Genomic DNA, 19,784 nt, shown 5'->3' on the forward strand with positions numbered 1-19,784 from the left:
AGCGTGGGCGACAATGAGGCCAAAGGGCGACGAGGCCGCCGGTTGACCGTTTCCTGCCGCACTGCGGCTTCCCAAACGCGATCTTCTCTGATGAAATCGCGGCCGTGCCGCGCGTGGCGCTCTCCGCTGCACCAGGCACGGGTCGGCGGGTCAGGCGTGGAAGATACGACGGAGGCGATGTCGTGAGCACCGGACCGACGACCCTGCCCGAAATCGGCGACGCCGCCCAGCGTGACCGGGGGCGGCGGCTGCCCCGACTGAGGGACGCGCGGATCCGCTCGAAACTCGCCCTCATTCTGGTGGTTCCGGTCGCCGCCGTCATTGCTCTGGCAACTATCCGACTCATCTCCACCGGTGAGGGCGCGTACGACGCCACCCGGATCCGGTCGCTGACCGCGCTCTCCGTCGACGTCTCCGCGCTCACCCAGGATCTGCACAAGGAGCGGATGGCGGCGGCCGGCTACCTGGCCACCCCGCAGCAGAAGGCCGACGACTACAACCTGCGGGTCCGCGCCACCGACCAGCGGATCGGGGAGTACCGCGCCGAGCGCGGCAGGATCGGCGAGGTCCCGTCGGCCGTCCGTGACCGGCTCAAGGTCATCGACGATCACCTGGAGACGCTCAACGGCACCCGCCAGGAGGTGCTCGACCGTCGGCAGATGCCGGTGGCCGAGGCCACCCTGCGCTACGGCATCGTCCTGACCGACCTCGTCTCGTACGGCGACGCCCTGGCCCAGCTCCCCGGCCAGGAGAGCCTCGCCGACGCCCGCCGCGCGGTGGCCGCGTTCAGCCGCGCCAAGGCGGCCGTCGCCGAGGAGGAGGCGGTCGCCTACACCGCGCTCAGCGCCGGCCGGATCGACGAGGAGCAGTTCTCCGCCTTCGTCACCACGCTGACCGGCCAGCAGGAGGCGCTGGTCGCCTTCTCCCTGGCCGCCGACCCGGACCAGCGGGCCCTGGTCGAGGGCACCGTCTCCGGCGACGCGGTCGGCCTCGCCGACCGGGTGGCCGCCGACATCACCCGCTCGGTGGGGCAGCAACCACTGGTCGGCGCGGCCGACGCGAGCGCCTCGATCGGCGCGGTCAACGACCTGATGCGGTGGGCCGAGATCCAGCTCCAGGGCCGCCTGCTCGACCGGGCCGAGCAGGCCCGCAGCGACGTCATCCGGCAGGCCGTGATCGAGTCGGCGCTGGTGCTGCTCACCCTGATCATCGCCGTCTCGCTCGCCGTGGTGCTGGCCCGCTCGCTCAACCACTCGCTGCGGCGACTGCGCGAGGGCGCACTGTCGGTGGCCAACCACGACCTGCCGGACGCGGTGCGGCGGCTGCAGAACATGGGCAGCGTCGGCGAGGGCGGCGTGGACGAGATCGTGCGCCAGGTCCGCGACCCGATCCGGCTGCGCAACCGCGACGAGGTCGGCCAGGTGGCGCTGGCCTTCAACGTCGTGCACCGCGAGGCGGTCCGGGTCGCCGCCGAACAGGCCGCCCTGCGCACCAGCGTCTCGGCGATGTTCCTCAACCTGGCCCGGCGCAGTCAGACGCTGGTCGACCGGATGATCGGCGAGTTGGACGCGATCGAGCGCAGCGAGGAGGACCCGAAGCGCCTCGCTCAACTCTTCGAGCTCGACCACCTCGCCACCCGGATGCGCCGCAACGACGAGAACCTGCTCGTCCTGGCCGGCGCCGACTCGGCGGTGCCCCGCCGCGACGACGCGCTGCTGGTCGACGTCCTGCGGGCCGCCCAGTCCGAGGTCGAGCTCTACAACCGCATCGAGTTCGGCACCGTCGACACCGACATCTCGGTCTCCGCCCACGCCGTCAACGACGTGGTCCGCCTGGTCGCCGAACTGCTCGACAACGCCACCCGCTTCTCGCCGCCGACCACCACGGTGGTCGCCGACGGCCGCCGGATCCGCGACTACGTGCTGATCCAGATCGAGGACCGGGGCCTGGGCCTCACCGACGAGCAGCTCGACTCGCTCAACCGCCGGCTGGCCGCGCCGCCGAGCGTGGACGTGGCCGCGTTCCGGCTGATGGGTCTGGCCGTGGTGAGCCGGCTCGCCTCCCGGTACGGCATCCGGGTGGAGCTGCGGCGCAACGTCGAGGGCGGCACGGTCGCCCAGGTGACGCTGCCCACCTCGACCGTGGTGCTGCCCGCCCACCGGGGCCGGGACCAGTCGCTGCCCCGGTCGCGCCAGCCGCTGGCGGTCGAGCAGCCGCCGCTCACCCCGGCCGGCCTCGGCGATTCGCTGACCAGCGGGCGTACCGGCGCGGCGACGCTGACGGACCAATGGCGGGCCGCCCCGCCGGCTCCGGCGCCCTGGCAGCCTCCGGTCGACGCGCGGGACACCGCCCCGGCGGTGACGCTCGGCGGCCACGTTCCGTCCGCGCCCACCTCCGCCGTGCCCGCCTCGGCCGTGCCGACGTCCGCGGTGCCGGCCTCGGCCGTGCCGACGTCGGCGGCACCCACCTCCGCGCTGCCGTACTCGGCCGCCCCGGCGGAGCCGGCGTACGGAGCCGGCTACTCGACGGGAACGCAGCCCCTGGTCGACCCGCGGCCGAGGCTGCCGAAGCGGACCCCGGCCGCCGACGCCGCCCCGGCGCTGCCCCTCGGGCCGGTCGCCGGCGTGCCGTCGGCACCGGCCGAACCGTTCACCCCGGCGCCCCCACCGTTCACCCCGTTCGGGGCGGCGCCGGCGGCACCGTTCGCCCCGGCGACCCCGGCGGCGTCGGAGAGCCCGGCGGCGCCGTACACCCCGCCCGCCCCGGCGCCGGCCGTCCCGGTGGTGGCCCGCCCGACCCGGCCGGCCGACTCGCCGATATTCCGGGAGATGGAGGCGGTCTGGTTCCGGTCCCACGGGGACGACGCCACCGCGATCTTCACCCGGCCCAACTTCGACGAGCCGCGGGCCGACGCCTCCGCCGCGAAGCCCGGCCGGCCGCCGCTGCCGACCCGGGTGCCGGGTGCCCCGAACGCGACCGGCACCCCGTCCGTGGGGTCACCCACCGCCGGCACCGCGTCCGTCGGATCGGCCGCCGGGCAGCCGCCGGTCGCGCCGCCGCCTCCGTCGTACGTTCCGCAGGCGGCGCCGTCCGCGCCGCCGGCGACCCCCACCGCCCCGCCGCCCACGGAGTCCGCCACCCCGCCACCCGCGGAGTCGGACGCCTGGCGGACGGCGGCCGACGAAGGCTGGTCCCGGGCCACCCGGGCCGCCGAGCCGGCCACCGGCGGCACCACCCGCTCCGGCCTGCCGAAGCGGGTGCCCCAGGCCCAGCTCGTCCCCGGCGGCATCGAGCCGAAGGACGGGCGGGACCGTAGCCGCCGCACCCCCGACGAGGTCCGCGGCCTGCTCTCCGCCTACCACCGTGGGGTGCAGCGCGGCCGTTCGGCCGGTACGGACCAGAACAGCACCTCGACCAAGGAGACGCGCCGATGAACAGGCCAGCTGCCATGCAGGACATGGGTTGGCTGCTCACCAACTTCGCCGACAGCGTGGCGGGTATCGCCCACGTGGTGGCGGTGTCCGCGGACGGGCTGCTGCTCGCCTCGTCGCGGGACCTACCGGGGGACCGGGCGGACCAGCTCGCCGCCATCACCTCCGGCGTGGTGAGCCTGACCGAGGGAGCCGCCCGGATGTTCAGCGCGGGCGGTGTGCTCCAGACGGTGATCGAGATGGACAGCGGCTACCTGTTCCTGATGTCGATCAGTGACGGGTCGTCGATGGCCGTGCTCGCGGCGCGCAGCTGCGACGTCGGGCAGGTCGGCTACGAGATGGCGCTGCTCGTCGAGCGGGTGGGCGCCGCGCTGGTGCCGCTGCCCCGGGACGCCGTGCGCTCGTAGGCGGGCGGTACGACGCCGGGCGCGCTCGCGCCCGGCGAGGGACAGGCGATCCGGTGCCGGTGGGCTCCGGGCGGAGGAGGTGATGGCGGATGGAACCCCGGCGGGACCCACGCGGGGCGTTGGTGCGGCCGTACGCGGTCACCCGGGGCCGTACCGAGCCGAGCCGGGACATCGCCCTGGAGGCGGTGCTGTCGGCCAGCCTCACCCAGAGTGCGGAAGCGCGCTTCGCCGGGCACGACAAGTACCGCATCGCCACGGTCTGCGAGGGCCGGGCACAGTCGCTGGCGGAAATCGCCGCGTACACCCGGATGCCGCTGGGCGTCACCCGGGTGCTGGTCGCCGACATGGTGGCCGAGGGCCTGCTGACGCTACACACTGCCGCTCCAGCCGAGGGCTACGAGGAGCGGATGAACCTGCTGGGAAGGGTGCTAAGTGGACTTCGCGAACTATGACCCCGCCGGGGCGCGCCGCAGCCGGGAGATCATCTCCGCGAAGATCGTGGTCGCGGGTGGCTTCGGCGTGGGCAAGACGACAATGGTCGGCGCCATCTCCGAGATCACGCCACTGACCACCGAGGCGCTGATGACGGCGGCCGGCGTGGGCATCGACGACCCGTCGAAGGTGCCCGGCAAGGAGACCACCACGGTCGCCATGGACTTCGGCCGGATCACCATGGCGCAGGATCTGATCCTGTACCTGTTCGGCACTCCGGGGCAGACCCGGTTCTGGTTCATGTGGGACGAGATCATCCGGGGGGCGGTGGGTGCCGCCGTGCTGGTGGACACCCGCCGGATCACGGACGCCTTCGCGCCGCTGGACTACTTCGAGAACCGGAACCTGCCGTACGTGGTGGCGCTGAACCGGTTCGACGACGCGCCGCAGTACGAGCCGGAGGAGGTCCGCGAGGCGCTGGCCATCTCGCCGGACGTGCCGCTGGTGATGTGCGACGCCCGGCAGCGGGACTCGGTGAAGCAGGTGCTGGTGACCGTGGTCGAGCACGCCATGCTGCGGCTGGAGTCCGAGCACGGTCGGGGCTACGCCCCGGTGGGCTGAACCGCCTCCGGGTCAGTCGACCCGGAGGCGGTAGCCCCGCTTGACCACGGTCTGCACCACGCTGGGGGCCTGGAGCCCGACCCGCAGCCGGGCCACCGCCATCTCCACCGCGTGCTCGTCCGCGCCCCGGGGCAGGGTCCGCAGCAGCTCGGTGCGGGACAGCACCCGGCCGGGCGACGCGGCGAGCGCCCGCAGCACCGCCATCGGGGCGGGCGCGAGCGGCCGCAGCTCCCCGTCGACCACGGCCGCGTGCCCGCGCAGGGTCAGCAGGTGCCCGGCGGCCTTGACGGTCACCGTACGACGGGGCAGCTCGTCGACGATCTGCCGGACCAGTGCCCCGAGGCGGGCCCGGGCGGGCGCGCTGACCGGCACTCCCCGGCGGACCAGCGGCTCCGCGGTGACCGGGCCGACGCAGCTGGCCAGCACGTCCCCGCGCAGCGCCTCCAGCACCGTCTCGGCCCGGTCGCCGGCCGCCCGCAGCAGCGCCTCCGCCGCCGGCGCGGAGGTGAAGGTGACGGCGTCGACCAGCCGGCCGGCGACCAGGTCGATCAGCCGGTGCAGCGGGGCCGGGTCGGTGGGCGGCGCCCAGCGGTAGACCGGCACCTCGATCACGGTGGCCCCGGCCGCCTCCAGCGCCTCGGTGCACTCCGGCTGCCGGTCGCCGTGCAGCTGCATGGCGATGACCTGACCGGCCACCCCGCGCCGGCACAGGTGGTCGATCACCTCGTCGCAGCTCTCCGACTCCGGCGACCACTGGTCGTGCAGCCCGGCGGCCCGGATCGCGCCGCGCGCCTTGGGTCCCCGGGCCACCACGTACGACTGGGAGAGCACCGAGCGCAGCGGCTCGGCGAGCCCCCAGCCCTCGGCCGCCTCCAGCCAGCCGCGCATCCCGATGCCGGTGTTCGCCATCAGGATGTCCGGCGGCCGGTCCAGGCAGGCGCGGGTGGCCTCGCGCAGGTCGCTGTCGTCGGCCAGCGGCACGATCCGCAGTGCCGGGGCGAGCACCACCCGGGCGCCGCGGCGTTGCAGCAGCGCGGCCAGCTCGTCGCGCCGCCGGTCGGCGGTGACCCCGATGGTGAAGCCGGCCAGTTCCTCCCGCATCACTCCTCCTGTCGCAGCCGCACCTCGACCAGCCCGTCCCGGCAGCGGACCCGGTGCACGGGCAGCGTCACGCCGGGCAGGTCCAGGCAGCGCCCGGTACGCAGGTCGTAGACCTGCTTGTGCAGCGGGGAGGCGAGGGTCGGCACCCCGCCGCGGCTGCCCACGATGCCCCGGGACATCACGTACGCGCCGCCGACCGGGTCGAGGTTGTCGACCGCGAACAGCTCGCCGCCGGTCGAGAAGAGCGCCACCTGTACGCCGTCCACCAGCGCGGCGACGCCCCGGTCGGGATCCAACCGGTCGAGGGGGCAGACGGCCGTCCAGTCCAGGGTGCTCGTCGAGCTCATCGCCCTGTCTCCGTCCACGGTGCTCGTCGGGCTCATCGCCGTACCTCCGGAAGGCCGAGGGCGACCGGCTGGCGGCGGCGGTCGGTCGCCGGGGTGGCTGGTGCGCCGCGGGCGGGCACCGGTTGCCCGCGCTCGACGGCGAAGCTGATCGACGGGTCGGGCACGTCCGGGGCGTTGACGAAGGAGGTGAAGCGGCGCAGCCGCTCCGGGTCGTCGAGGACATCGCGCCACTCGTCGGAGTAGGCCGCCACGTGTCGGGCCATCGCCGCGTCGAGGTCGGCACAGAGCCCGAGCGAGTCGTCCACGATCACCGAGCGCAGGTGGTCGAGGCCGCCGTCCATCGCCTCGATCCAGGCGGCGGTGCGTTGCAGCCGGTCGGCGGTGCGGATGTAATACATTAAAAATCTATCGATTAGTCGAATCAGTGCTTCTGTGGATAAATCAGTGGCGAAGAGGTCGGCGTGCCGGGGCCGGAAGCCCCCGTTTCCGCCGACGTAGAGGTTCCAGCCGGTGTCGGTGGCGATGATGCCGAAGTCCTTGCTGCGGGCCTCGGCGCACTCCCGGGCGCAGCCGGAGACCGCCGACTTGATCTTGTGGGGGGCGCGCAGGCCCCGGTAGCGCAGCTCCAGCGCGATGGCCAGGCCGACCGAGTCCTGCACCCCGTACCGGCACCAGGTCTCGCCGACGCAGGACTTCACCGTCCGCAGCGCCTTGCCGTACGCGTGGCCGGACTCGAAGCCCGCGTCGACCAGCCGGCGCCAGATCTGCGGCAGCTGCTCGACCCGGGCGCCGAACAGGTCGATCCGCTGCCCGCCGGTGATCTTGGTGTAGAGCCGGAAGTCGCGGGCCACCTCACCGATCACGATCAGCTTCTCCGGGGTGATCTCCCCACCGGGGATCCGGGGCACCACCGAGTAGCTGCCGTCGCGTTGCAGGTTGGCCAGGAAGTGGTCGTTGGTGTCCTGCAACGAGGCCTGCTCGCCGTCGAGCACGTGCCCGGTGCCGAGCGAGGCCAGGATCGAGGCCACCACCGGCTTGCAGATGTCGCAGCCGCGTCCCCGCCCGTGCTCGGCGATGAGCCCGGAGAAGGTGCGGATGCCGCGCACCCGGACGATGTCGAAGAGTTCCTGCCGGCTGGCGTCGAAGTGCTCGCAGAGCGCCGTGGACTGCTTCACCCCGGCCGCGTCGAGCAACTGCTTGAGCATCGGCACGCACGATCCGCAGCTGGTGCCGGCCCGGGTGCACGCCTTCAGCGCCGGCACGTCCGTCGCGCCGCCGGCGATCGCGGCGTCGATGTCGTCGCGGGTCACCGCGTTGCAGGAGCAGACCTGCGCCGCGCCGGGCAGCGCCCCGGCCCCGGCGCCCGCCCCGCCGGCCGGGGCCAGCAGCGCCAGCGGGGGAGCGGGCAGCGGCCCGCCGACGCTGGCCCGCAGCGTGGGGTAGGCGCTCGCGTCCCCGACCAGCACGCCGCCCAGCAGCGTCTGCGCGTCGTCGGAGAGGACCAGCTTCGCGTACGACCGGGTGGCCGGGTCGGTGAAGGTCACGTCCAGGCAGCCCGGCGTCGTGCCGTGCGCGTCGCCGAACGAGGCCACGTCCACGCCGAGCAGCTTGAGCTTGGTGGCGGTGTCCGCCCCGGGGAAGGTCGCCGACCCGCCGAGCAGCCGGTCGGCGACGACCTCGGCCATCGCATACCCGGGGGCGACCAGGCCGTGGCAGGTGCCGTCGACCGCCGCGCACTCGCCCACCGCCCAGATCCGCTCGTCGTCGCTGCGGCAGGTCGCGTCGACCAGCACCCCGCCGCGCGGGCCCAGCGCCAGCCCGGCGGCCCGGGCCAGCTCGTCGCGGGGGCGGATGCCGGCGGCCACCACCACCAGTTCCGCGTCGACCGTGCTGCCGTCGGAGAGCTCCAGCCCGGCCACGACGCCGTCCGGGCCGGGGCGCAGCGCGGTGGTGGCCACCCCGAGGTGGGTGGTGACCCCCAGCTCCTCGACGTAGCGGCGCAGCATCGCGCCACCCGCCTCGTCGACCTGCACCGGCATCAGCCGGGGCGCGAACTCGACCACGTGGGTGGCCAGGCCGAGCAGGCGCAGGGCGTTGGCGGCCTCCAGGCCGAGCAGGCCGCCGCCGATCACCGCGCCGGTACGCCGACCCCGGGCGTGCGCCCGGATCGCCTCCAGGTCGTCCAGGGTGCGGTAGACGAAGACCCCGGGCAGCGCCGCGCCGTCCACCGGCGGGACGAACGGGTACGAGCCGGTGGCCAGCACCAGCGCGTCGTACGGGTGCTCGCCGGCCGCGGTGGTCACCACCCGGCGTTCCCGGTCGACGCCGGTGACGGCCTCGCCGAGGCGCAGCTCGACCCCGTCGTCGGGGGTGTGCAGGTTCAGCTCGTCGGCACCCACCCCGTCGAAGAACGCCGAGAGCCGCACCCGGTCGTACGCCGCCCGGTGTTCCTCGGCGAGCACCGTCACCCGCCACCGCCGGTCGTGGTCGCGGGCGCGCAGCGCCTCGACGAACCGTTGTCCGACCATGCCGTTGCCGACGACGACCAATCGTCCGCCGGTCATCGCGTCACCTCCTCGCGGTCCGTCGCGTCAATTCCGTCGATCGCATTCCGCCCGGTCATCGGGTCGCCCCCACCGAGTCCGCCTCGGACAGCCAGTCGACGATGCCGGCGACCGCGTCCCGGCAGCCGCCGCAGCCGGTGGCGGCCCGGGTGGTCGCCACCACCTCGTCCACCGTCCGGGCCCCGGCCCGCCAGCAGGCGACCAGCGCGCCCTTGCGCACGTCGTTGCACTGGCAGACGGTGGCCGCGTCGGGCATCAGCGCCGGGGACTCCGCCGGCGCCGCCGCGGTGCCGCCCAGCGCGCGGCCCAGCAGCAGCGCCCGCCGGTCGGCCGGCACCGGCGCGCCCCGGTCGAAGAGCTGCACCACCGTGCCGACCGACGGGTTGTCCCCGAGCAGGATCGCGGCGGTCAGTCGCTCCTCGTGGATGCGCAGCCGGGCGTACGTGCCCCGGGCCGGGTCGGCGAAGGTCAGCTCCTCGCCCGGGCCGTCGGCGGGGTCGCCCATCGCGGCGAGGTCGATGCCGGCCGCCTTGAGCCGGGTCACCACCGGCCGGGGCCGGTAACGGGCGGCCGGGTCCTCGCCGGTGAGCGCCTGGGCCAGCACCCGGGCCTGCGCCCAGGCCGGCGCGACCAGCCCGGTCAGCATGCCGTCGTGCTGGGCGCAGTCGCCGATCGCCGAGATGCGGGGGTCGTCGGTGCGGAGCTGGTCGTCGACCACCACGCCCCGGTCCACGCTCAGCCCGGCCGCGGCGGCCAGCGCGGTGTCGGGGCGTACTCCGCAGGAGATCACCAGCAGGTCGGCGGAGAGCGACCGGCCGTCGGCCAGGTCGAGGCGGACCCCGTCGGCGTCCGCCGCCACCCGGGTGGCCGCGACGGCCAGGTGGGTGGTCACCCCGAGGCCGGCGAGGGTGCCGGCCAGCACGGCCGCGCCGGTCGGGTCGAGTTGGCGTTCCATCAGGTACGGCACCGGGTGCACCACGCCGACGTCGAGCCCCCGGGCGGCGAGCCCGCGCGCCGCCTCCAGCCCGAGCAGCCCGCCGCCGAGCACCAGGGCGCTGCGGGCGCCCTCGGCGGCGGCGAGGATCCGCCGGCAGTCGTCCAGCGTGCGGAACGGGACCACCCGCTCCGGCAGGTCGGCCGGGTCCAGGCCGGGCAGCGGCGGCACGATGGCCCGGCTGCCGGTGGCGAGCACCAGGTGGTCGTAGGGGATCCGGTCGCCGTCGTCGGTGTGGACCACGCGGGCGTCCCGGTCGATCGCGGTCACCTGCACGCCGGTACGCACGTCGACGCCCTGCCCGGCCACCTCGGCCAGCTCCACGTCCGGCTCGGCGACCTTCCCCGCCAGCAGGGTGGAGAGCATGATCCGGTTGTACGCCCGGTGCGGCTCCGCCCCGAGCACGACGACCTTCAGGTCCCCGTCCCGGGCGTGCAGTTCGGCGGCGAGCCGGGACCCGGCCATGCCGTATCCCACGATGACTACGTTCATGCCTTCTCCACCCGTACGGCGCAGATCTTGAATTCGGGCATCCCGGAGACCGGGTCCGTCGCGTCACTGGTCACGGAGTTGGCCCGGGCCGCGCCGCCCCAGTGGAACGGCGCGAAGACGGTGTCCGGCCGGATCGTCGGGGTGAGCCGGGCCGGCGCCCGCAGCTCGCCCCGGCGGGACGCGACCCGCACCTCGTCGCCCTCGACCACCCCGAGCCGGGCGGCCAGGTCGGGGTGCAGCTCGACGAAGCCGCCGGGGGCGGCCCGGCGCAGCGCGGCGACCCGGCGGGTCTGGGTGCCGGACTGGTACTGGGCGAGCACCCGGCCGGTGGTGAAGTGCAGCGGGTAGTCGACGCAGACCTGCTCGGCGGCGGGCCGGTGGGTCACCGGCTGGAACCGGGCCCGGCCGTCCGGGGTGGCGAAGGAGTCGGCGAAGAGCCGGGGCGTGTCCGGCCCGTCGGGGTCCGGGCAGGGCCAGAAGACCCCCTCGTCGGCGTCGATCCGCTCCCAGCTCACCCCGGCGTAGTCGGCGACGCCGCCGGCCGAGGCCCGGCGCAGCTCGGTGAAGACCTCGGCCGGGTCGGCCGGGAAGGACGCCGGGGCGTCGAGCCGGGCGGCCAGCTCGGTGAGGACCGCCAGGTCGGTCCGGACCCCGGGTGGGGGTTGGCGCAGCGCGTGGCGGCGCAGCACCCGACCCTCCAGGTTGGTCATCGTGCCCTCCTCCTCGGCCCACTGCGCGACGGGCAGCACCACGTCGGCGAGGGCGGCCGTCTCGGAGAGCAGGAAGTCGGCCACCACCAGCAGGTCGAGCCCGCGCAGCCGGGATTCGATCAGGGCGGCCCGGGGTGCGGAGACCACCGGGTTGGAGCCGAAGACCAGCATCGCCCGGGGGCCGCCCGGGGTGCCGAGCGACTCCAGCAGCTGGTATGCCGGCACGCCCGGCCCGGGCAGGTCGTCGGGGTCGACGCCCCAGACCCCCGCCACGTGCTCCCGGGCCGCCGGGTCGTCGATCTTCCGGTACCCGGGGAGCTGGTCGGCCTTCTGCCCGTGTTCCCGCCCGCCCTGGCCGTTGCCCTGGCCGGTCAGGCAGCCGTAGCCGGAGCCGGGGCGGCCGGGCAGGCCGAGGGCGAGCGCCAGGTTGACGAAGGCGCTGACGGTGTCGACGCCCTTGGCGTGCTGTTCCGCGCCGCGGGCGGTGAGGATGATCGCGCTGCGTGCGGTGCCCAGCGCGCGGGCGGTCGCCTCCAGGTCGGCCATCGGCACTCCGGAGAGCCGTTCCACCTCCGCCGGCCAGTAGCCGGCCACGGTACGGCGTACCTCGTCGAAGCCGGTGGTCCGGGCGGCGACGTAGTCCTTGTCGATGAGGCCCTCGGTGAGCGCGATGTGCAGCAGCGCGTTGGCCACCGCCAGGTCGGTGCCGGGCAGCGGTTGCAGGTGCAGGTCGGCCTGCCGGGCGGTGGCGGTGACCCGGGGGTCGATGACGATCAGGCGTCCGCCGCGTTCCCGCTGGTCGGCGAGGTGGCGCATCAGCGGCGGCATGGTCTCCGCCGGGTTGGCGCCGACCAGCAGCAGGGTCTCCGCCCGGCCGAGGTCGGCCAGCGGGAAGGGCAGCCCTCGGTCGACGCCGAAGGCGCGGATCCCGGCCGCGGCGGCCGAGGACATGCACCACCGGCCGTTGTAGTCGATGTGCCGGGTACGCAGCGCCACCCGGGCGAACTTGCCGAGCGCGTACGCCTTCTCGTTGGTGAGCCCGCCGCCGCCGAAGACCGCGACCGCGTCCCGGCCGTATCCGGTCTGGACGGCGCGGATGCCGGCGGCGATCCGGTCGAGCGCGGCCGCCCAGGTCGCCGGGCGCAGCTCGCCGGTGGCCGGGTCGCGCACCAGCGGGGTGGTCAGCCGGTCCGGGTGGTCCAGCAGCTCGGCGGCGGTCCAGCCCTTCTGGCACAGCCCACCCCGGTTGGTGGGGAACTGGCGGGGGAGCACCTCCACCCGATCGCCGGTCTCGCGCAGGACCATCCCGCACTGCAGGGCGCAGTACGGGCAGTGCGTCTCCGCCTGCCGGGGGTCGCCCCCCGATCGGGTCGCGGAGCGGGCACGGTGTGTCATGCCAGTGAAGCGTGCCGGGGGGCGGTTTCCGGTCCGGGTCCCGTCTGTTTCGGTCCTGTCAAGAGCGCCTCACACCGCACCGGGGCAGCCGGCTGGTCGGTGGGTCTATGATTTGGGACAACCGTCCTGAAATATGGGAGACGACGATGAGCGTGACGGCGGCGTTCGACGCGATGGCCGGCAGCTACGACCAGGCCAGACGGCGCCTGGTGCCGCGCTTCGACGACTTCTACGGCACCGCGGTGGAGGTGGCGACCGTGCCGCTGCGGGCCGCGCTGGCCGCGGGGCGTACCCCCGAGGTGCTGGACCTGGGCGCGGGCACCGGGCTGCTCTCGCTGCTGCTCACCGCGGCGCTGCCCGGGGTCCGGGTGACCCTGCTCGACGGCGCCCCGCGGATGCTCGCGGTGGCCGCCGACGCGCTGGCCGCCCGGGGCGTGCCGCACCGGACGGTGGTCGCCGACCTGGCCGATCCGCTCCCCGCCGGCCGGTACGACGCGGTGGTCTCCGCCCTGGCCGTCCACCACCTCGACGACGACGGCAAGCGCGCCCTCTACCGGCGCGCCGCCGCGGCGCTGACGCCGGGCGGGGTGTTCGTCAACGCCGAGCAGGTTGCCGGCCCGACCCCCGCGCTGGACCGTCGTTACGACGAGGTCTGGGTGGCCCAGGCCACCGCGCTCGGGTCCGACGACGCGGAGCTGGCCGCCGCCCGGGAGCGGATGCGGCACGACCGGCCGGCGCCGGTGGACGCGCAGTGCCGGTGGCTCGCCGAGGCCGGGCTGGTCGACGTGGACTGCTTCTTCAAGGCGTGGCGCTTCGCCGTCTTCGGCGGCACCCGCCCGCCCGCCTGAACCCGCCGCGCCGCCGCTAGCCGGATCGCCCGGGCGCCGGCCCGACCCCGTCGGCCCGGTCGGTGTCCCGCTCCCACGACCCTCCCAGTCCCCCGGACTGCCCGCCGCGCGCCGCGCGCTGCGACACCGTTTGCGGCGTGTCGCGGTGTCAGGGCAGCCGGATACCGCCACACGCCGCAAAGCGGGAGGCGTGGCCCAACGGTGCCGCGAGACGCCGCGAATGGGACGCGCGGGGAACGGAGGGCGTGACACGCCGGGTGGCCCGACCCCGGACGAGGGCGTTTTGAGCCGTTGGCCGACCGGCGCGAAGTGGGATGACTGCTGGTCATACCAGCGGGTAGTCTCAGCGGCATGACTGCCAAGGTGACCCTGTCGTTCTCCGACGAGACGATCGAGGAGGCACGCCGGTTCGCCAAGCGCGAGGGGCTGTCGCTCTCCGCCTGGATGGACCAGGCGGCCCGGGAGAAGGCGCTGCGCGAGGTCTTCACCGCGCACGCCGCCGCGGTCGGCCGGGCGGGGCTCGACCTGGAGACCGCCGCGCTCGCCGACGCCCGGGAGGTCGGCATGGTCGACGACGCGCTCTTCGGCGGACGTCCGCGTGCTGCGTAGGGGCGAGATCTGGCGGATCGAGGGCGCCCGGGAACGGCTCGGGCTGGTGATCAGCACCGACGTCTACAACTCCACCGACGTGCCGATCGTGATGGTGGCGGAGGTGGTCGAGACGGCGCTGCTGCGGGACTCCCCGCTCGCCGTGCCGATGGGCGGGTACGTGGTGATGCCCGACCGGCTCTCCTCGCCGATGAAGAAGTGGTTCACCGAGTGCGTCGACGTCGCCGACACCGAGACCATGCAGCGGGTGGGGCGGGCGCTGCGCATCCTCCAGCAGCTCTGACCGCCTCACCACCGCCCTGCGGCCGACGTGCGATCTCCGTTTCCGGAACGACCCGCGACAGGTACCGTCGGGTAACCGGCCGTTCCTAATCTCCTGAGCGTCACATCGACCAGGAGGAGCCGCCGTGAGCACGCTCGCCCCCACGACATCAGCCCCCGCCGACCCCACGGCCGCCGCCGGGCGCCGGCACCGGATCGACGACTGGCGCCCCGAGGACCCGACGTTCTGGCGTACGACCGGGGCGCCGATCGCCCGCCGGAACCTCTGGGTGTCGATCTTCGCTGAGCACATCGGGTTCTCCGTGTGGAGCCTCTGGTCGGTCACCGTGCTCTTCCTCGGTCCCGCGTACGGCATCGACCCGGCGGGGAAGTTCCTGCTCACCGCCGTGCCGGCCGCGCTGGGCGCGGTGCTGCGGCTGCCCTACACGCTGGCGGTGGCCCGCTTCGGCGGCCGGAACTGGACCATCGTCAGCGCGCTGTTGCTGCTGGTGCCGGCGGTGCCGATGACGGTGCTGCTGGAACCGGGAGTGTCGTACACCACGCTGATGGTGCTGGCCTGCCTCACCGGGGTCGGCGGGGGCAACTTCGCCTCCTCGATGGCCAACATCAACCTCTTCTTCCCGGACCGGCTCAAGGGCCGCGCGCTGGGGCTCAACGCCGGCGGGGGCAACCTCGGCGTACCGGCGGTGCAGCTGGTCGGGCTCGCCGTGCTGGCCACCGCGGGGGCGGCGTACCCCCGGCTGGTGCCGGCGGTCTACCTGCCGCTGATCGTGCTGGCCGCGCTGGCCTCGGCGCGCTGGCTGGACAACCTCCCCAACGCCCACAACGAGCCGGGCGCGCTGCGCGAGGCGGCCCGCCAACCGCACACCTGGGTGATGTCGCTGCTCTACATCGGCACCTTCGGCTCCTTCATCGGCTTCGGCTTCGCCTTCGGGCAGGTGCTCCAGCTCCAGTTCGCCGAGCGCTTCCCGACCCCGGTCGACGCCGCCTGGCTGACCTTCCTCGGCCCGCTGGTCGGGTCGCTGATCCGGCCGCTCGGCGGCCAGTTGGCCGACCGGCTCGGCGGCGCCCGGGTCACCTTCTGGAACTTCGTGGCCATGGCCGCCGGCGCCGGGCTGGTGCTGTACGCGGCCCGGGAGCAGTCGTTCCCGCTCTACCTGACCGGGTTCCTGGCGCTCTTCGTCTTCTCCGGGATCGGCAACGGGTCGACGTACAAGATGATCCCGGCGATCTTCCGCGCCAAGGCGGCGGCCGAGGGCGAGCTGACCGGCGACCCCGAGGCGGCCGAGCGGCGGGCCCGCCGGCTCTCCGGGTCGCTGATCGGCATCGCCGGGGCGGTCGGCGCGTCCGGCGGGGTGCTGGTCAACATCGCCTTCCGGCAGTCGTTCCTGACCTCCGGCAACGCCGACGCGGCGTACCTGGCCTTCATCGGCTGGTACGCGCTCTGCTTCGCCCTGACCTGGGCGGTGTACCTGCGCCCGGGCCCGCGCCGGCTGGCCGGGGTGTGACCTGTACCATCGCCATGTCGCAAGCCACGCTGGGTGACCCCCCGTTTTGACCTGCCGACGGGGCGCCGGGTATCGTTGCCTGCTGTTGTACGACATCCAGAGGCGTGCCGCATCAGGTACGCTTGGTCGTTCGTGCGCGCCTGGTCACCTCGGCGCGCGACCCCAGACCGACGACGAGACAAGGTAGACCTGTGCGTACGTACAGCCCGAAGCCGGGTGAGATCGAGCGTCAGTGGCACGTTATCGACGCCTCTGATGTCGTGCTGGGCCGCCTGGCCACCCACGCCGCCACGCTGCTGCGCGGCAAGCACAAGCCGACTTTCGCGCCGCACGTCGACACGGGCGACTTCGTCGTCATCGTGAACGCGGGCAAGGTTGCGCTGACCGGCAACAAGCGTCAGACCAAGATTGCCTACCGCCACTCCGGTTACCCGGGTGGTCTGAAGCAGGTCGGCTACGACGAGCTGCTGACCAAGCGTCCCGAGCGGGCCATCGAGCTGGCCGTGAAGGGCATGCTCCCGCACAACAAGCTCGGCCGTCAGCTCATCAAGAAGCTGAAGGTCTACGCCGGTGCCGAGCACCCGCACGGCGCGCAGCAGCCGGTGCCGTTCGAGATCAAGCAGATCGCGCAGTGAGCGCGGGCGAAGGAAGCAGCATGACCGACATCACCGAGACCGAGGTCGCCCCCGAGGCCACCGAGGCGCCGGCGCCCGTCGCCCGCGCGCCTCGTGGTGACCGCCCGATCCAGACCGTGGGTCGGCGCAAGGAGGCCATCGTCCGGGTGCGCATCGTCCCCGGCAGCGGCAAGATCACCTGCAACGGCCGGGACCTCGAGGCCTACTTCCCGAGCAAGGTGCACCAGCAGCTCATCAAGGACCCGCTGGTCACCGCCGAGAAGCCCGAGGCGTTCGACGTCATCGCCAACCTGCGTGGCGGCGGCACCACCGGCCAGGCCGGTGCGCTGCGGCTGGCCATCGCCCGGGCGCTGATCGTCAACGAGCCGGACGACCGCCCGGCCCTGAAGAAGGCCGGCTTCCTGACCCGGGACGCCCGGGTCAAGGAGAGCAAGAAGTACGGCCTCAAGAAGGCCCGTAAGGCTCCTCAGTACTCGAAGCGCTGATCATCAGCGACACGTTGTACTTCTGACGGACGGCCGGGATCGCCTCCCCACACGGGAGGTGGCCCGGCCGTTCGCCGTTTCCCCTGGGACCCTTTCATCGGAGGTTGGCGGGTATGGGCCGGTTGTTCGGCACGGACGGCGTACGCGGGCGGGCGAACGCGGATCTCACCCCCGAGTTGGCGCTGGCGGTGGCGGTGGCCGCCGCGCACACGCTGGCCGAGTCGGACAAGACGCATCCCCCGCTCGCCGTGGTCGGCCGGGACACCCGGGCCAGCGGCGAGATGCTGGAGGCGGCCGTGGTCGCCGGGCTCACCAGCGCCGGGGCGAACGTGGTCCGGGTCGGCGTGCTGCCGACCCCGGCGGTCGCCTTCCTCACCGCCGAGGCCAAGGCCGACCTGGGCGTGATGCTCTCCGCCTCGCACAACCCGATGCCGGACAACGGGATCAAGCTCTTCGCCGCCGGCGGGCACAAGCTGCCGGACGAGATCGAGATGCGGATCGAGGCGGCCGTCGAGGCGAACGCCACCACCGCCTGGGACCGGCCGATCGGCGCCGGCGTCGGCCGGGTGCACGACCTGCTCGACGGCGCCGACCACTACGTGCAGCACCTGGTCGGCACGGTGCCGCACCGGCTGGACGGGATCAAGGTGGTGGTGGACTGCGCCAACGGCGCCGCCGCCGAGGTGGCCCCGGTGGCGTACCGGGAGGCGGGCGCCGAGGTGATCGCCATCCACGCCGAGCCGGACGGGCTCAACATCAACGACGACTGCGGTTCCAACCACATCGACGGGCTGCGCGCCGCCGTCGTCGAGCACGGCGCCCACCTGGGCATCGCGCACGACGGCGACGCCGACCGGTGCGTCGCGGTGACCGCCGACGGTGACGAGGTCGACGGCGACCAGGTGATGGCGATCCTCGCCCTCGCCATGCGGGAGGCCGGCACGCTCGCCCAGGACACCCTGGTCGCGACCGTGATGAGCAACCTCGGCCTGCGCCTGGCGATGTCCGCGGAGGGCATCCGGCTGATCGAGACCAAGGTTGGCGACCGGTACGTCCTGGAGGAGCTGCGCGCCTCCGGCCTCGCCCTCGGCGGCGAGCAGAGCGGTCACATCGTCATGCCGGCGTACGCCACCACCGGCGACGGCGTGCTCACCGGGCTGCACCTGATGTCGCGGCTCGCGGCCACCGGCAAGTCGCTGGCCGAGCTGGCCTCGGTCGTGACGAAGCTGCCGCAGGTGCTGATCAACGTGCCGGTCGGTGACCGCACCGTCGGCGCCAGCGCGCCGGAGGTGCGGGCCGAGGTGGAGCGCGCCGAGGCCGAGCTGGGCGAGACCGGCCGGGTGCTGCTACGCCCGTCCGGCACCGAGCCGCTGGTGCGGGTGATGGTGGAGGCCGCCACCGAGGCGACCGCCCGTTCGGTCGCCGAGCGGATCGCCGAGCACGTACGCGCCGCCAGCCCGACCGCCTGACGGGTCGGCTCGGCCGCGCGCCCAGGGCTCGCGGCCGGGCCCGGCGCCGTTCAGAGGCGCAGCCGGGTGGCCCGCTCGAAGGTGTCGGCGGGGTCCTCGCCGTCGCTGAGGTGACGTCCTCCACGACGCGACGGTTGCCGCCCCGATGATGTGGGGCGGGCGACCGTCGTCGAATTGCGTCGCGGAATGTGTGCCGGCTCAGTACCTGTTGCCCACGGGCTCGGGGAGGGCGTCGAGTGCCGAACGCGCGTCCGCAGTCAGCGTGATCGAATCCGCGGCCATGTTGTCTTCCAAATGACTGAGCGTCTTCGTGCCCGGAATGGGAAGCACGTTGTCGGCGAGCGCCAGTAGCCAGGCGAGCGCCACCTGCGCAGGTGGCGAACCCATTTCGGAACTAATACGAACAATCCGCCGGGCGATTTCTTGATTTGCGGAAATTGTATCCGGTTGGAAACGTGGCAGGTTGCGCCGGGCGTCCCGGACCGGCAGATCGGCGGTGCTGGCGAAACGACCGGTGAGGAAACCGCGGCCGAGCGGCGCGAACGGCAAGAATGTGATTTGTTTCGCGGTGCAGTACGGCAGGACCGAATCCAGCGGCTCACGCGTCCACAGGGACAGCTCGGACTGGACGCTCGCGACCGGGTGGATCTCCTCGGCCCGCCGGATCTCGTCGACCGACACCTCGGACAACCCGATCATCCGGGCCTTGCCCTCGGTCACCAGCTCGGACAGCGTCCCCCAGCTCTCCTCGATCGGAACGGCCGGGTCGACGCGGTGCAACTGGTAGAGGTCGACATGGTCCACACCCAGCCTGAGCAGGCTCGCCTCGCACGCCGCCCGCAGGTGTTCGGGGCGTCCGTTGCGGTGCACCCGGCTGCCGTCGGCCAGCAGGCCGCCCTTGGTCGCCAGCACGACCTGGTCACGGTGCCCGCGCAGCGCCCGGCCGACGAGGCGTTCGTTGGTGAACGGGCCGTACAGGTCCGCCGTGTCGAGAAGGTTGCAGCCCAGCTCGATCGCCCGGTGGATGACCGCGACGGAATGGTCGTCGTCGCGCCCGTCCTCGTCGTATCCCCACGACATTCCCATGCAGCCGAGGCCGATGGCTCGTATTTGCGGACCGTCGCCGCCGAGCCGTGTGTAGCGCATCTTCTCCCCCATGCCGAATTGGTTGCAATCGGGCTCGGGTCAGCCTATCACCCGCCGTCATTGGATGCGGGTGTGAGAATGTGACAGGGTATTGACGTCAGCCACTCGTGACGGGGAATGGTCATTTGTGGCCGGGGGAATTCTCGCACGCAGTGGATCTGCGCTGGTGAGCGGCGCGATTGTCGGGTCGGCCGATGTTGTCCGCCGATCGATGCGCCGGGTGTGCCGCGGTGGACCGCGCACACACCTCGGCGGGCCAACCGGAAATGAACAACGGGGGAAAATGGACGGAGCCGAGATACAGGTGC

17 protein-coding genes are annotated in these 19,784 nt (G+C 73.7%); 11 read left to right on the forward strand and 6 right to left on the reverse strand.

Annotated features, from left to right (window positions below; all coding sequences use genetic code 11):
* Nucleotides 1–182: 182 nt before the first annotated feature.
* From ACTMTB_RS03045 to ACTMTB_RS03060, 4 genes are all read left to right on the forward strand, one after another.
* Entirely contained in the window at nucleotides 183–3,434 is a 3,252-nt protein-coding gene (locus tag ACTMTB_RS03045; RefSeq protein ID WP_441142342.1) for a nitrate- and nitrite sensing domain-containing protein, read from the forward strand.
* Complete coding sequence (locus ACTMTB_RS03050; protein ID WP_007465177.1) at nucleotides 3,431–3,838, forward strand: roadblock/LC7 domain-containing protein; 408 nt, start codon at nucleotides 3,431–3,433, stop codon at nucleotides 3,836–3,838. Before ACTMTB_RS03045 ends, ACTMTB_RS03050 begins: the two co-directional genes overlap by 4 nt.
* Before the next feature lie 89 nt (nucleotides 3,839–3,927).
* The gene (locus ACTMTB_RS03055) at nucleotides 3,928–4,290 is read left to right on the forward strand and encodes a DUF742 domain-containing protein (protein ID WP_088960287.1); all 363 of its coding nucleotides are present in this window, start codon (nucleotides 3,928–3,930) and stop codon (nucleotides 4,288–4,290) included.
* The gene (locus ACTMTB_RS03060) at nucleotides 4,271–4,891 is read left to right on the forward strand and encodes a GTP-binding protein (protein WP_441142343.1); all 621 of its coding nucleotides are present in this window, start codon (nucleotides 4,271–4,273) and stop codon (nucleotides 4,889–4,891) included. Before ACTMTB_RS03055 ends, ACTMTB_RS03060 begins: the two co-directional genes overlap by 20 nt.
* Before the next feature lie 12 nt (nucleotides 4,892–4,903).
* Here the strand turns inward: ACTMTB_RS03060 and ACTMTB_RS03065 are convergent, their stop codons facing one another.
* The 5 genes from ACTMTB_RS03065 to ACTMTB_RS03085 are packed head-to-tail and all read right to left on the reverse strand — an operon-like array spanning nucleotide 4,904 to nucleotide 12,494.
* Nucleotides 4,904–5,992, reverse strand: a complete 1,089-nt coding sequence (locus tag ACTMTB_RS03065; RefSeq protein ID WP_441142344.1) for a uroporphyrinogen-III synthase — start codon at nucleotides 5,990–5,992, stop codon at nucleotides 4,904–4,906.
* Nucleotides 5,992–6,339 (reverse strand): nitrite reductase small subunit NirD, encoded by a 348-nt coding sequence (nirD, locus tag ACTMTB_RS03070; RefSeq protein ID WP_441142345.1) that lies wholly within the window; start codon nucleotides 6,337–6,339, stop codon nucleotides 5,992–5,994. The genes ACTMTB_RS03065 and nirD overlap by 1 nt, the downstream gene beginning before the upstream one ends.
* Before the next feature lie 32 nt (nucleotides 6,340–6,371).
* Nucleotides 6,372–8,903 carry a nitrite reductase large subunit NirB gene (gene nirB, locus ACTMTB_RS03075; protein WP_441142346.1) on the reverse strand — a complete coding sequence of 844 codons (2,532 nt, stop codon included), beginning with the start codon at nucleotides 8,901–8,903 and terminating at the stop codon, nucleotides 6,372–6,374.
* Nucleotides 8,904–8,958: 55 nt separating this feature from the next.
* A complete protein-coding gene (locus ACTMTB_RS03080) occupies nucleotides 8,959–10,389 on the reverse strand; it encodes an FAD-dependent oxidoreductase (RefSeq protein ID WP_441142347.1) in 1,431 nt (476 codons plus the stop codon).
* Nucleotides 10,386–12,494, reverse strand: a complete 2,109-nt coding sequence (locus tag ACTMTB_RS03085) for a molybdopterin oxidoreductase family protein (RefSeq protein WP_441142348.1) — start codon at nucleotides 12,492–12,494, stop codon at nucleotides 10,386–10,388. The genes ACTMTB_RS03080 and ACTMTB_RS03085 overlap by 4 nt, the downstream gene beginning before the upstream one ends.
* Nucleotides 12,495–12,640: 146 nt before the next feature.
* On the opposite strand from ACTMTB_RS03085, the gene ACTMTB_RS03090 reads away from it, so the two are divergent.
* From ACTMTB_RS03090 to glmM, 7 genes are all read left to right on the forward strand, one after another.
* Nucleotides 12,641–13,342 carry a class I SAM-dependent methyltransferase gene (locus tag ACTMTB_RS03090; RefSeq protein WP_441142349.1) on the forward strand — a complete coding sequence of 234 codons (702 nt, stop codon included), beginning with the start codon at nucleotides 12,641–12,643 and terminating at the stop codon, nucleotides 13,340–13,342.
* A gap of 351 nt (nucleotides 13,343–13,693) precedes the next feature.
* Nucleotides 13,694–13,951, forward strand: coding sequence for a DUF6364 family protein (locus ACTMTB_RS03095; protein ID WP_154941856.1), 258 nt, complete (start codon nucleotides 13,694–13,696; stop codon nucleotides 13,949–13,951).
* Nucleotides 13,941–14,234, forward strand: coding sequence for a type II toxin-antitoxin system PemK/MazF family toxin (locus tag ACTMTB_RS03100; protein WP_088960296.1), 294 nt, complete (start codon nucleotides 13,941–13,943; stop codon nucleotides 14,232–14,234). Before ACTMTB_RS03095 ends, ACTMTB_RS03100 begins: the two co-directional genes overlap by 11 nt.
* A 124-nt stretch (nucleotides 14,235–14,358) precedes the next feature.
* Nucleotides 14,359–15,741, forward strand: a complete 1,383-nt coding sequence (locus tag ACTMTB_RS03105; protein WP_441142350.1) for a nitrate/nitrite transporter — start codon at nucleotides 14,359–14,361, stop codon at nucleotides 15,739–15,741.
* 191 nt (nucleotides 15,742–15,932) lie between these two features.
* On the forward strand, nucleotides 15,933–16,376 hold the full coding sequence (gene rplM / locus ACTMTB_RS03110; protein ID WP_154941857.1) for a 50S ribosomal protein L13: 444 nt from the start codon (nucleotides 15,933–15,935) through the stop codon (nucleotides 16,374–16,376).
* A gap of 20 nt (nucleotides 16,377–16,396) precedes the next feature.
* Nucleotides 16,397–16,861 carry a 30S ribosomal protein S9 gene (gene rpsI / locus ACTMTB_RS03115; RefSeq protein WP_088998399.1) on the forward strand — a complete coding sequence of 155 codons (465 nt, stop codon included), beginning with the start codon at nucleotides 16,397–16,399 and terminating at the stop codon, nucleotides 16,859–16,861.
* Between the two features lie 113 nt (nucleotides 16,862–16,974).
* Complete coding sequence (glmM, locus tag ACTMTB_RS03120; protein ID WP_238449061.1) at nucleotides 16,975–18,330, forward strand: phosphoglucosamine mutase; 1,356 nt, start codon at nucleotides 16,975–16,977, stop codon at nucleotides 18,328–18,330.
* Between the two features lie 198 nt (nucleotides 18,331–18,528).
* Here glmM and ACTMTB_RS03125 read toward each other — a convergent pair whose 3' ends face one another.
* A complete protein-coding gene (locus tag ACTMTB_RS03125; protein WP_441142351.1) occupies nucleotides 18,529–19,488 on the reverse strand; it encodes an aldo/keto reductase in 960 nt (319 codons plus the stop codon).
* Nucleotides 19,489–19,784: the final 296 nt, after the last annotated feature.

The sequence above is a fragment of the Micromonospora sp. L32 genome (assembly GCF_052068055.1).
In the GTDB taxonomy this organism is placed as follows: Bacteria; Actinomycetota; Actinomycetes; order Mycobacteriales; family Micromonosporaceae; genus Micromonospora; species Micromonospora purpureochromogenes.